This is a genomic window from Nostoc sp. T09 (assembly GCF_002154695.1).
Lineage (GTDB): Bacteria > Cyanobacteriota > Cyanobacteriia > Cyanobacteriales > Nostocaceae > Aulosira.
The window spans coordinates 1-13,502 of sequence record NZ_MTAV01000129.1 but is presented as its reverse complement, the minus strand read 5'-3'; the positions used below and the strand labels follow the sequence as shown (position 1 = coordinate 13,502).

Genomic DNA, 13,502 nt, shown 5'->3' with positions numbered 1-13,502 from the left:
GAAATGCGCCCAACTGCTTAAACAAAAGCGGCTTCAGGAATTGCTCCCTGCATTCTACTCATCGCATCAAGTAAACTCTGCAACTGTAGATCTGCTTTCATCACTGCTAAACCGCGTACTGTTACCTTACCAGGAGAGTAAACAAAACGCGTTTTGAGATGTTCTGGTAAGTTCGCTGCGAGTAAATTCCAAGCTGGTTCTTCCATTGGCGTTTCTAAAATGACGTGCTGCTTGTTTTCTGGTTTAATGCGGCTAAAACCTAACTTTTTCGCTAGCTGTTTGAGTTCCATAACGCGTAATAATTGACTAGCTGGTACTGGAATTGCACCATAGCGATCGCTCCATTCGGCTCCTATCTGCGTTAATTCTTCTTTCGATTTAGCCGCCGCTACTGCACGGTAAGCGCTCATCTTTTGATCTATATCGGGAATGTAATCGGCGGGAATAAATGCGGTGAGGTTGAGGTCAATTTGGGTATCGTCAACCTGGGGAATTTCCTGACCGCGGATTTCGCGAATCGATTCTTCGAGCATTTCCATATACAAATCAAAACCGATCGCATCCATTTGACCGGATTGTTCTGCACCTAGCAAGTTACCTACACCCCGAATTTCCATATCTCGCATTGCTAGCTGATATCCAGAACCTAGTTGGGTAAATTCCTGAATTGCCCGCAATCTCTGCCGTGCAGCATCAGATAATGCTCGTTGTTGGGGGTAAAATAACCAGGCGTGAGCTTGAATCCCTGCGCGTCCTACACGACCGCGTAATTGATACAGCTGTGACAAACCAAAGCGGTGGGCATCTTCAATTAAGATGGTGTTGACTCTGGGGATATCTAAACCAGATTCAATAATTGTCGTACAAACCAAAATATCTGCTTCACCATTGTTAAAGGTGAGCATGGTTGATTCTAACTGCCCTTCATCCATTTGACCGTGGGCGACAGCAAACCTGGCTGAGGGAATGGTTTCTCGCAACTTTGTGGTTGTCTCTTCAATTCCTTCAACTCTTGGCACTACGTAAAATACCTGTCCACCTCTGTCTATTTCTTGACGAATAGCTGTACGGATAGTTTCTTGGTTCATCTGGGCGAGATGTGTTTTAATTGGTCGCCGGGATGGGGGTGGTGTGGTGATTAAGCTCATTTCCCGAATCCCGGACAAAGACATATATAAGGTGCGGGGAATGGGAGTAGCAGAGAGCGTCAGCACATCTACCTGAGTTTTCAGGCTTTTAATTTTCTCTTTTTGGTTAACGCCAAAGCGTTGTTCTTCATCGACCACCAACAGTCCTAAATCCCGGAAGGCTACACCTTTGCCTAAAAGTTGGTGTGTACCAACGACTACATCTAATTCTCCAGTTGCTAGCCGCTTTTGAATATCTCGGCGTTCTTCAGCCGTGCGGAAGCGGTTGAGTAAGCCGACATTTACCGGGTAAGGTGCAAAGCGTTCTTTGAGGGTGTGGTAATGTTGCTGGGTAAGAATAGTAGTAGGCGCAAGTAAGGCGACTTGTTTACCTGCGGTGACAGCTTTGAAAATAGCGCGAATTGCTACTTCCGTTTTCCCGAAACCGACATCGCCACAAACTAAGCGATCCATTGGGCGATCGCTTTCCATATCGCGTTTAACATCTTGCACAGCTTTGAGCTGATCGGTTGTCGGTTGGTAAGGGAAAGAATCTTCCATTTCCTCTTGCCAAGGCATATCTGCTGGGTAGCTAAAGCCTTGTTGTTGCGATCGCGCTGCATACAATTTCAGCAAGTCCACCGCCAATTTCTTGATGGCTTTGCGGACTTTGTTCTTGGTATTCTCCCAAGCTTTACCCGTCATTTTGTGCAGTTCGGGTGCTTTATCGGCGGTGGTGCGGAACCGAGATAAAGAACCTACTTGATCGGCTGCAACTCTCAGTAAACCGTCAGCATACTGCACCACAATATAATCACGGGTTTCGTCATTAATTGTCAGGCTTTCTAACTTGACAAATTTACCAATCCCGTGACTACGGTGAACTACATAATCTCCCGGTCGCAGTTTGTTGGGGTCAACTTGCTTAGACGCAGCTTGGCGACGCTTGCGGATATAACTAGGTGTAGCTAAAGAATGCTGTCCATAAAATTCCCGGTCTGTAACTACTACCAATCGGAAGGTCGGCAAAATAAAACCTTCGAGTTCTGCCAACCCAGAATATTTAAGTGCTACAGGTATATGGTTGATTTGGAGCTTTTCAATTGCTAGGTAGTCGCGGGGGTTAGGGATAAACTGCGCCGGACAGTCATGTTCTTGCAACAGCGAAACCGAACGCGAAGGTTGAGCGGAAATTAGCCAAGTAGAAAAATTGCGATCGCGTTCTTGGCGTAATGTGTCAGCAAGTTTGGCAAATTGGTGTGGTGTAACGGGAACAGGTCTACTAGCTAAATTAATCCCACTGTTTTCTTCTGCCAGTTCCGATAAATATACTTGTTTAAATTTTGTCGCTGTTGCTAAACATTCATCAAAAGACCGATGGATTTTCGGCAATTGTAAAGAACCTAGTCCTATTTCCCCAGTTCCCAGGGACCATTGCTCCTCGGCATTTTCGACCCAGCGATCGCTATGAGCATGACATTGTTCTGGCTCATCGATAGCGACTAAGGTATTTTCGCTTAAATAGTCCAAAAGTGATGCTGGTTGTTCAAAGGCTAACCCTAAAAAGCGACGACTACCTTCTAAGAGTGTTGAGTCTTGAGGATCGAGTCCTGAGTCAGAATTCATCTGCGCACTCAGCAGTTGGTACTCAGCACTATTTTGGAGTGCTTCTAGAATAATCGGCGCAAAGCTAGTAGGTGTGAGAATAATTTGGTCAATTTTGTCAAGGGCAGAACGTTGAGTTGCGGGATCGAATTCCCTGATTTGCTCGATTTCATCGCCAAACCATTCCAACCGTACTGGTAATTCAGACGCTACAGGAAAGATATCAACAATATCACCACGCCGACTCCATTGTCCTTCAGTTTCCACCAACGGTACTCGTTCATACCCTAAAGTAGCGAGTTTAGTACTGAAGGTATTTAAGTCAAATTCCATACCCTTTTTTAAAGTTACAGAAAAAGGGATAAAAGCATCTGGTGGTGGTAAATGAGGTTGTAGCGCCCCTGTAGTCGCCACAATCGCAATTTTTGTCTGGGTTCCCTTGACTGTTGACTCCTTGCCCTGAGCGTAGCCGAAGGGTTGACTTTTAACCAAATCAGCCAACACTTGCATTTGTCCCCAAGTCATCTCAGTTTCGGGGTCAAATGGTTCGTAGGGTGACGCTTCAGAAGTGGGGTAAAAATATACGTTCTTCCATCCCATCGCTTCTAACTGTGCATAAGCGCGTCCCGCTTCCTCCAAAGTGGCACAGACCACAAATAAATTCTTTTCGGAATTTTGTGCCAGTGCGGAAGCGACTAAACCCTTAGGGAGGCGGGGAATACCATTTAACCGCAAATCCTGTTGGCGGTTGAGTTTGGAAACTAGCTCAGTGGTTAGTGGCGATCGCGCCAAAGCACGCACAATAGAAGAAAATGCCATAACTTTTACTATAAATGGAAGTCGATGTGAGGCAGCTTATGTCAACCATTTTAAATACTGTTAACAGCCCTCTGTTTTTTGGGGGAAGATATTTGGGAATGGGATGAGAAGGACAAGAGGACAGGGGAACGCGGAGAATCACAAATGACCAATAACCAATGACTAATGGCCAATGAACTATCACAATGACTTTATGTACAATTAAAGCGTTTATGGATGCACCTTTAATACTAGATACTAAGAGTTAAGCTAAGTTCGCTCTTGATAGCGGCAATTCTAAACATGTCCTCCATGACTTTTGAAATTTTAATCATTTTGGTACTAATTATTGCCAATGGTGTGTTTTCTATGTCCGAGATGGCGATTGTCTCGGCGCGGAAAGTAAGATTACAACAGATGGCTAATCAAGGAGACGTTAAAGCACGGGTAGCATTGAAACTTGCGGAGTCTCCCAATCAGTTTTTTTCTACGATTCAGATTGGCATTACCCTGATTGGTATTTTGACTGGTGCTTTTGGCGGAGCGACTATTGCCGCGAAATTAGCAGTTTATGTAAAGTTAATCCCATTTTTAGCACCTTATAGTCAACCGTTCTCCTTTGGAATAGTAGTGTTGATTATTACGTATTTATCGCTAATTGTTGGTGAATTAGTACCGAAACGCTTGGCATTAAACAACCCGGAAGCCATTGCTGCGTTTGTTGCGATACCGATGCGAGCTTTAGCTGCGATCGCTTCTCCAGCCGTTTATCTTTTAAGTGCTTCTACAGAAATGGTACTGCGGGTGTTAGGAATTACTCCTTCTACCGAGCCACAAGTCACCGAAGAAGAAATTAAAATTTTAATTGAGCAAGGTACGGAAGCGGGAACCTTTGAAGAAGCCGAACAGGATATGGTAGAGCGAGTATTTCGCTTAGGCGATCGCCCTGTCAGTTCCTTTATGACACCTCGTCCAGATATTGTTTGGCTGGACTTGGACGACACCGTAGAAGAAAACCGCCAGAAAATGGTTGAAAGTGCCTATTCCCGGTATCCAGTTTGTCAAGAAGGACTAGATAATGTGCTGGGTGTAATCCCCGTGACAGACTTACTAGCTAGAAGTTTTAAAGGTGAATCTTTAGATTTGACAGTAGGATTGCGACAACCTGTATTTGTCCCAGAAAGTACCCGTGGCTTAAAAGTTTTGGAGTTATTTAAGCAAACTATTACCCATATGGCGTTGGTAGTTGATGAATATGGCGTGATTCAAGGATTAGTAACTCTCAACGATATTATGAGTGAAATTGTTGGTGATGTACCCGCTGGGCCTGGACAAGACCAACCACAAGCCGTACAACGGGAAGATGGTTCCTGGCTGTTAGATGGGATGTTGCCTGTAGAAGAGTTTTTAGAAATTTTTGATATGGAAGAGTGGCAATCCGAGGAACGAGGTAGCTATCAAACCTTGGGCGGGTTTGTGATCACTCATTTAGGCCGCATCCCAGCAGCAGCAGATCATTTTGAATGGCAGGGAATGCGTTTTGAAGTGATGGATATGGATGGCAACCGGGTTGATAAGGTACTAGTAGTGCCGAAGGCTAATAAATCAACAGATACAACAGAATCTTAGTGAATTTGTCATTTCCCCTTGTCCCCTTGTCCCCTTCCATCTAACTCTGAGATAAACGTTTAACCGCTTCATCCCCCAACAGCTGATGTGCTTTTGTCAGAATTTGGGGGATTTTATCTGCTTGGGGACTATGAGCAAGACATGAGCGTAAGTCTAGTTCATTGATTCGGTCGGCTTTATTACCAGGAAACCAGTGACTAGCATTGCCTAGGAGGTTGTAGCGCATTTTGGCGTAGTCTATCATGTCGTAGGCGATCGCTAAATTCCACAGCCACAAAATCACCCGCATATTTACTTGATTTGGTGTTTCTGCAAAGCTGGGTAAATTAACTTGCCAGGTTTTTACCCAGTCTTCTCCCAAGGTGGCGATCGCTTCTGATTCCAAGCGTGCCAAAATTGGCGGTAAAATTTCTGCTGCCTGATCGAGCAAGTCTAACGTTTTCAGGTGTTCATCAAAATCTTGGGGTTTTGCTGCTCCTAAACTCAGGGTATGCACCTGTGGATGACTGAGGCAAAATAAATCGTTAAACACCATCGGACTCAAAGGCGCACAGAGATTGACTAATTTTTGCGGTGGTTTATACAGCATCCCGCCTTTATCAGATGGGCTAATGATAAACACCCCCATATCGTGGCTTGTTGCAGCTTTAATCGCCGCCCAATTCCATTGATTAATGTAGTACCAATGCAGGTTCACATAATCAAATTGGTTGGTATTAATTGCTTGCACAATTAAATCAGCAGATCCGTGGGTGGAGAAACCAATAAATCTGACTTTGCCTTCAGCTTGTAACTGCTGCGCTACTTCTAAACAGCCACCAGGACGGATACTGTAATCTAAAGATTCGTCATGATTAATACCATGTAACCCCAATAAATCAACGTAATCTAGTTGGAGATATTTGAGCGATCGCTCAAATGTCTCGCGAAATTCTTGAGCATCCGCAACAGGGCCAACTTTAGTTTGAACAATCAACTTTTCCCGGGGAAATTTGGGTAATATTCGCCCCAATTGCATTTCCGATGTTCCATAGCCACGGGCAGTCTCAATATGATTAATGCCCAACTCAATTGCGCGTTGAATAGTTGCTTCGAGATTTTCCTGGTTATCTTTGGCAATCTCCCTTGGTGAAACATCCTGCCATTTAAACTGGTATCTCATGCCACCGCAGGAAAACACCGACATCTGTAATTCTGTGCGTCCAAATCTTCTGTATAGCATCAATATATTTTAGATTAATTGCCAAGTTAAAATCTCAATTTTCCAATTTAACGCATTAACTTCTCTATGTTCAGGCAGGAAAGTATCATGGATTTGGTAGGCATTGCCCACTACAGATACTTAGAGGTTGTTTTAAAAGTATTTGGCTGTGACTTTAGACACTTATTGATCCCACCTACCCCCCTTAAAAAGCTACGGTGTACACACAAATCCTATCGCCCGCAGGCTAGAAGCCTGGGGCTAAAGATACCAAAGCCTGCCTCCGCAGGCTATAGTAGTCCTTTTTCGCATTTAGCCCACGCAGGTGGGCTTTGTTTGTGTAGCCCCAGGCTTGCAGCCTGAGGGGCTTCGAGGGATAAATTGAGGATTTTTCTTACTTGTGTGTACACCGTAGCCTTAAAAAGGGGGAAATAGAATTAAAGTCCCTCTTAAAAAGGGGGATTTAGGGGGATCTAAAAGTATTTGCTACATCATCGAGGACTTTTCAAACATCCTCTTAGATTTTTTTCAATAATCAAATCGGATTCACATAGATCGCAAAAAACTGAGCCGCCAACTACAAGAGTGTAGAAATTAACTCAAAAAATTAACTACAGAAGTGAAAATTTACAGCTTTGAGCTTGGATATTTCTGTTTTACACTCGGCATTCCGAGTTCCAAGCTCGAAGTTTTGTGTTTTACACTCGGCATTCCGAGTTCTTAGTTAAAAAGCTTCACCAATCAGTGTAAAGGCTGCCCAATCTTGAGGTGAAGGATGTTTCTTGATCGTTGCTAACATGGCTTGGCGTAACGCTTGGGCTTTGTCAGGTTGGGTTTGTAGCCTCTGATAATATTCCATCATTAATACAGATGTCGGTACATCTGGCACTGCCCACAGAGAGACAACCATACTAGGAACTCCGGCGGCAAATAAAGAGCGAGATAAACCAATCACTCCATCCCCTGTAATTACCCCTCTGCCAGTGTCACAAGCACTCAAAACCACTAATTCTGCATTCAGCTTCATTTCGACAAGTTCTTGAGCCGTCAGGAAGCCATCATCTTTTGCTGAGGGTGCAAGAGCGATCGCACTTCCTAATCCTTCATAATGATCTAGTAACCCATGTGTTGCTAGATGAATTATGCGTGCCTTTGGCATTTGTTGGATAATAGCCGCTTTGGTCGCTTCCTTACCGATAATCGGTTGTGTATTCAACAACTTTGCGATCGCTTGTGCTTCTAACTCAGCATTCGGTAATGCTGATAATTGTTGGGGTGTTTCACCTAATTGCTCAGCATAATAAGGCATCGTTGGATTACCCACAACTAAAGCACCCTTACCTGCTACTTTTTGTCGTTGCTGACGCACTAAATCTAACACTCGGATGGCGGGTGCGGTCAAAATAGTGTGCTTTTCAATTAGATACTTGCCCTGTGCATCTTGAAGCGCGACAAAAGGCACAAGGAATAAAGAATCATCAGGAATAAAAATCACATGAGCATTGGAATCAGTCGGTAAGTCGTTAGCGATAGGATCAATTAAAAGTTGGTGTAGTTTCTTTAAAGCTCCAGCAGATTTTTTCCCAACAGTCATTCGTAAAATAGAATTTCGGCTATTTTTGACTAATGCTCCAACAGAATTATTAATGGATTTTAAATCTACTTGACGAAATGCAATTTCACCATTCGGCTTAATTACCCAAATCAACAATTCTAAATCTTCCTGTGCCTGTGGATTAGGAATATCCATGCCATATTCAAGAATACCATTCTGAATAGGCTTTTTGAGGATTGAGTATTGAATCAATGTAGCCTTTCTTTCTTTAGCAATACGCTGCATTTGCTCAATAGTTATTGTTTCAGCACTTTCGTGTGAAACAGCCTTTCCTGAAGCGGCAAGTTTTAGCGTTAATAATTGTGCAAAAGCTCTAGCTCTAGATTTTTCGGAAATTTCTAGGGCAGCTTTAGTTTTATTTTGAGCAATCAATGCTCTTTGTAATTCCTGATAACCATTTTTCTCAGTTTCATAAAGCAAGGGGATAAACTGCTCTACAGAATTAGTGAGATTCCTTAAGATACTAGAGCCTCGCTCGTCCAAATCTTCTTGCGTCAATTTATATTGAGATCCTCCTATATCAATAGCTTTTTTCAATACTTGTTCTGCTGCTGTATATTGATTTAAATAGTTATAAGTTCTGCCAACGTCTGCTAAACTTGAGCCTAAGTAGAGGCTTAAATTATCTTTTTTAGCTAATGCTACAGCTTGTTCATAAAACTCTAAAGCTTTCGGATAATTTTTTTGAACTTCATACAAGTCGCCGAGACTTTTAAGGGACAATAACTTAATATAATCATCTTTTTTAGCTATTGTTAAAAGTTGTTGATATAAGCCCAAGGCTTTGTTATACTCTCCTTTCTTTTGATAAAATCTACCAAATTCCCGTATTGTCATTGCTTGGCTTAGCTGATCTATCACTTCACTTTTAGCAATAGCTAAAGCATTTTCATAAACCTGTAAAGCTTTATTATTCTGAGCTTGAGATTGATAAATAAATCCCATTAGATTAAGAGTATCTAACCTTAACCCCAATCTTTGCTTCCTTACCCCCCACTCTTCTTTAGTAATTGCTAAACTTCGTTCTAAATATTCTATGCTTTGTTCATTTTGACCTCGACGTGCATATAGCCTAGCAATACTGTTCAGAGTCTCGGCTTCTACCTGCTTATCGTTGATTTTTTTAGCAACAGTTAAAGTTTGCTGGTAAAAATCAAGGGATTTGGCAAACTGGCGTTTCTTCTCATAGTCCATAGCAATTGAAGAAAGTATTTGCCTTTCTTTAAGCAAATTACCTGTTCTTCTAGCATCTTCTAAAGCTTGATGATAACCTTCTAAAACTTGAGAATTATTTCCCCCTGTCAGCAAATCTAATACGTTTACATTTTTAGGAAAATTCCCTTTTTTAACGGCATCACAATAATCCTTAAATATTCTTGAAACCTCTGGTGTTAGCTGTTCAAAAACCGTAGAATTATTACGGCAATTTTCTTCAGAAAACATCTCCCTTTGGATTTCTTCTATTTCTTCTAATTCCTCATTTTGGATTTTTTTATTAATTTCTTGAGCAAGAATTGGGTAAGATAATAAGCTTAAACCTACCAATAAACTTATATTTAAAAAATACAATAATTTATAATTAAGGCGCATTAGAAAATTCCTTCTTGAGCATGAGATGAGTACGGAAATTTAAACCCACGTATCTGTTAATAAAAGGGATATTTCGTGGGACAGCTCCTAAATTAGCAATCTGCTAACTTACAAATATTAATGCCTACTTCACATTTATTTGTATTACGTAATCAGATATCGCTTCCTCTACAAATCCAACTTTTGGGCAATATTGGTAGCAGTGAAGGCACAAAGTTTGCTATGTACAAGCAGGAGAGAAATAAGCACAACGCTTATCCTTGCTGTTAGTGCATGGGTTTAGTGCTTCCACAGATAATTGATGCATAAAATATTACAGAAATACGGCAAGATTTTCAAGTATTTGCGATCAATTCATTGGGATTGGACGGTCGCGACCAAATCTAAAATTTTATTAATGAAATCATCGGGCAAAAAGTACTGTTAGTAGGTAACTCCCTTGGTGCCGATGCTTCCTTGCGTATTGCAGCACGACGCCCGATAGTGTAGGCTCCTTCCTTTCATGAGCAATCAACATCGGAGTCTGAAGCTTTAGATACCCAAATTCAGCCAGCCAAGCAAGAATCTGGATTGCAAAAATTACTTGAAAATATAACTACTTAAATCAGAAAACTATAAGATTTCCTCTGAAGTCTAGTATGAGAACAGATATTCAAATCTGTGGAGGTACTCATGCTAGAAAATTATCACAATCACTTGATCGCTGACTCTGTTCATGTAGAAACAGCTACACCAAACTCTGTATATATTAATACTTTTATATGGTTTGATATCATTATTATTCACGTTGTTTTATTTGTAGCATTTAATGCTTATAAAAAATATCGCGCTACTGCTCTCAAACGAAAAGTAGCGACCTTAGAAAAATTATGGCTTCTGGAAATTAATAAGAAAAAAGCTTCATAAATGGGAATTTAGACAATGAAATACTTATTTTTAGTTTGGGTACTTATATTCAGCTTAGTTTTTCCTAGCGAGGCTATAGCTGAAGCACAACAGCCATATACTTTAATCTCTGGGCTGGGAACACATCACCATCCAGTTTCTACCCAGAATCCCCAAGCGCAACAGTTTTTCGATCAAGGGTTGAATTTGATTTACGCCTTTAATCATGATGAGGCGGCGCGTTCTTTTAAATATGCGGCGGAACTCGATCCGCAATTAGCAATGGCATATTGGGGTATGGCTCTAGCGCTTGGGCCTAATATTAACCTGGATGTAGACAGCGATCGCGAATTAGCAGCATATCAAGCAATTCAGCAAGCCTTAGCCTTATCTAGCCATGCATCAAAACAGGAACAGGACTACATTAACGCCCTAGCAAAGCGCTACTCTAACGATTCCCACGCTTATTTGTACAAGCTGGGTGTGGATTACAAAAACGCAATGGCAAATTTAGTCAAGCATTATCCCCAAGACTTAGATGCAAAGACACTATACGCCGAAAGTTTGATGGATCTGCACCCTTGGCAACTCTGGAGTAAAGATGGCAAACCCCTGGAAGATACTGAAGAGATTGTAGCTATTTTAGAATCCGTACTCAAAAGTGAGCCGAACCATCCGGGAGCCAATCACTACTATATTCATGCAGTAGAAGCATCATTAAACCCCGGACGCGCCCTAGAAAGTGCCAAGCGCTTAGAAACATTAGTACCAGGAGCCGGACACCTGGTACACATGCCTTCCCATATTTATTTCCGTGTGGGAGATTATACCAGGGCAATGAAGTCAAACGCTCTAGCGATCGCCCTCGATGAAGCCTACATCGAAAAAAATCACATTCAGGGCTTTTATCCCTTGGCTTACTATACTCACAATGTCCATTTCTTTGCAGTAGCCGCAGCTATGGCGGGGAGGTATCAAGATGCTATCCAAGCAGCAGATAAATTGGTAACCAATGCAACTCCATTTGGCTTTAAAGAACCAATGATTGAGGGCTACCTTGGTACTAAACTTTTGATTCAGGTGCGCTTTAGCGACTGGGATAATATACTCAAATCTTCTGCTCCTGATAATAAATTAGCCACTACAAAAGCACTGTGGTATTTTGCTCACGGTATGGCTAACGCTGCCACTGGTAAACTTGAAGATGCAGCAAGCGATCGCACTGCACTGTTAAACGCGCAAAACACCATTCCTGCCACTGCAACTATTGGCATGAGTCCTGCTAGTAGTATTTTAGATATTGCCAGCAATTTGTTAAACGCTAAAATTGCCAAAGCCAAGCAGGACTATGAATCTGCGATTAAATTACTAGAAACAGCGGTAGCACAAGAAGACGCCCTGAACTATATGGAACCACCAGACTGGTACATTCCCGCACGAGAAGCATTAGGTGGTGCGCTGTTAGCAAAAGGTGATTATGCAGGTGCAGAAAAAGTATTTCGTGCAGATTTACAAAAGTATCCCCTGCATGGACGTTCTTTACTGGGCTTGCAAGCAAGTTTGCAAGCATTAAATAAAACGGCTGAGGCTCAACAAGTTCAGACAGCGTTTACAGCAGCATGGCAAAATGCCGATATGCAACTAGCTCTCGAAAAATTGTAAAGAAAATCACTCAATTTTGTTCAGCTACATATCCATAACGCTGAAAATGCTGTCATATAACTTCTTAGCAAATAGACAAAAATCAAGCCTGCATTCTAATTTTAAGCTTCAATAAACTATAAGCAAGGATCTGTATTATATGACTCAAGCCACTGGTACTCCCAATACTGACGTGCCCGCACCTATCGCCATGCTGCAAATGCTTTCTGGTTTTTGGATATCAAAGGCTATCTATGCAGTTGCTAAACTTGGTATCGCCGACTACCTCCAAGACCGTCCCAAGACTGCCGAAGAATTAGCTGCAATTACCGAAACTCATCCGCTATCGCTCTACAGATTACTACGTGCCCTTGCCAGCGTTGGTATATTTGCCGAAGACGACAACCACAACTTTTCCCTGACACCTTTGGCTGCAACATTGCAGACAGATGTTCTTGGTTCATTGCGCTTTTTCGCGATTTCTGAACTAGGAACAGTTCATTCTTTAGGTTGGAATAATCTGCTGTATAGCCTCAGAACAGGTGGAATTGCTTTCGATGACGCCGCGGGAATGAACATTTGGGAATATTACGCCCAACATCTTGAAGATGGCAAGTCTTTTGATCGAGCAATGACGAATGTGACTGCTGTTGTGGTAGCAGCAATTCTCTCTAGCTATGATTTCTCAGAGTTTCAGAACATTGTAGATATCGGAGGCGGACAGGGCAGTTTAATTACTGAGATTCTCAAAGCTAATCCAAAGCTGAAGGGAATTATCTTCGATTTGCCCCAAGTAATCGAAGATACAAAACTGCGCCTGCAAACCGAAGATATTGCAGATCGCGTTACAGTTCTTTCGGGGAGCTTTTTTGAGTCAGTACCAGTGGGGGGCGATGCTTATCTTCTTAAGCACATCATCCATGACTGGGATGAAGAAAAGGCTACTACTATTCTCAAGAACTGTCATCAAGCTATGCCACAGCATAGTAAACTGCTTCTATTTGAAATAGTGATTGCCCCTGGTAACGAACCATCATTCGGTAAGCTGCTGGATTTGAATATGCTAGTCATGGCTGGTGGTCGAGAACGTACAGAGGAAGAATATCGGGTGCTGCTGCAAGCTGCTGGTTTTCAACTAACCCAAATTATTCCGACCTCCTCGCCATTGAGTATTATTGAAGCTGTTAAGGTATAGGATTGGGCATGGGGCATTGGAAAGTGTGAGAGGAAGAGGAGTGTGGGAAGTTATCTCCCCCCTCATCTCCCAATCCCTAGAGCATCAATTCAGTAATCGAAAGCAATCATCAATTGAGAGGGAAACTTAAGTGTGGGAGGTGTGGGGAGTGTGGGAGGTGTGGGAAGAATGAAATATTAAGCTTCCCCCTCTTCCCACACTCCCCCATCCCACCTA

General features: G+C 42.3%; 7 protein-coding genes. 4 read left to right on the top strand and 3 right to left on the bottom strand.

Going from position 1 to position 13,502, the window contains the following annotated elements; all coding sequences use genetic code 11:
* Positions 1 to 17 precede the first annotated feature (17 nt).
* A complete protein-coding gene (gene mfd / locus BV372_RS24535; RefSeq protein ID WP_086689109.1) occupies positions 18 to 3,551 on the bottom strand; it encodes a transcription-repair coupling factor in 3,534 nt (1,177 codons plus the stop codon).
* 282 nt (positions 3,552 to 3,833) lie between these two features.
* Here mfd and BV372_RS24530 point away from each other — a divergent pair, with 282 nt between their 5' ends.
* Positions 3,834 to 5,159: a hemolysin family protein gene (locus tag BV372_RS24530; protein WP_086689108.1), complete on the top strand. Its 1,326-nt coding sequence runs from the start codon at positions 3,834 to 3,836 to the stop codon at positions 5,157 to 5,159.
* A 40-nt stretch (positions 5,160 to 5,199) separates the two neighbouring features.
* On the opposite strand, the gene BV372_RS24525 is transcribed toward BV372_RS24530, so the two are convergent.
* Together BV372_RS24525 and BV372_RS24520 are read right to left on the bottom strand one after the other, a co-directional pair.
* The gene (locus tag BV372_RS24525; protein WP_086689107.1) at positions 5,200 to 6,381 is read right to left on the bottom strand and encodes an aldo/keto reductase; all 1,182 of its coding nucleotides are present in this window, start codon (positions 6,379 to 6,381) and stop codon (positions 5,200 to 5,202) included.
* A 703-nt stretch (positions 6,382 to 7,084) separates the two neighbouring features.
* On the bottom strand, positions 7,085 to 9,565 hold the full coding sequence (locus BV372_RS24520) for a CHAT domain-containing protein (protein WP_086689106.1): 2,481 nt from the start codon (positions 9,563 to 9,565) through the stop codon (positions 7,085 to 7,087).
* A gap of 672 nt (positions 9,566 to 10,237) precedes the next feature.
* Between BV372_RS24520 and BV372_RS24515 the strand changes: the two genes are divergently transcribed.
* From BV372_RS24515 to BV372_RS24505, 3 genes are all read left to right on the top strand, one after another.
* Positions 10,238 to 10,471: a hypothetical protein gene (locus tag BV372_RS24515; protein ID WP_086689105.1), complete on the top strand. Its 234-nt coding sequence runs from the start codon at positions 10,238 to 10,240 to the stop codon at positions 10,469 to 10,471.
* 15 nt (positions 10,472 to 10,486) lie between these two features.
* Positions 10,487 to 12,112: a hypothetical protein gene (locus BV372_RS24510; protein WP_086689104.1), complete on the top strand. Its 1,626-nt coding sequence runs from the start codon at positions 10,487 to 10,489 to the stop codon at positions 12,110 to 12,112.
* A gap of 139 nt (positions 12,113 to 12,251) precedes the next feature.
* Positions 12,252 to 13,286: a methyltransferase gene (locus BV372_RS24505; protein ID WP_086689103.1), complete on the top strand. Its 1,035-nt coding sequence runs from the start codon at positions 12,252 to 12,254 to the stop codon at positions 13,284 to 13,286.
* Positions 13,287 to 13,502: the final 216 nt, after the last annotated feature.

What these genes read in the sequence shown, in the direction of transcription:
- BV372_RS24525 (WP_086689107.1), bottom strand. Translation starts at nt 6,381, where the DNA reads ATGCTATACAGAAGATTTGGACGCACAGAATTACAGATGTCGGTGTTT.
- BV372_RS24530 (WP_086689108.1), top strand. Translation starts at nt 3,834, where the DNA reads ATGTCCTCCATGACTTTTGAAATTTTAATCATTTTGGTACTAATTATT.
- BV372_RS24510 (WP_086689104.1), top strand. Translation starts at nt 10,487, where the DNA reads ATGAAATACTTATTTTTAGTTTGGGTACTTATATTCAGCTTAGTTTTT.
- BV372_RS24520 (WP_086689106.1), bottom strand. Translation starts at nt 9,565, where the DNA reads ATGCGCCTTAATTATAAATTATTGTATTTTTTAAATATAAGTTTATTG.
- BV372_RS24505 (WP_086689103.1), top strand. Translation starts at nt 12,252, where the DNA reads ATGACTCAAGCCACTGGTACTCCCAATACTGACGTGCCCGCACCTATC.
- BV372_RS24515 (WP_086689105.1), top strand. Translation starts at nt 10,238, where the DNA reads ATGCTAGAAAATTATCACAATCACTTGATCGCTGACTCTGTTCATGTA.
- mfd (WP_086689109.1), bottom strand. Translation starts at nt 3,551, where the DNA reads ATGGCATTTTCTTCTATTGTGCGTGCTTTGGCGCGATCGCCACTAACC.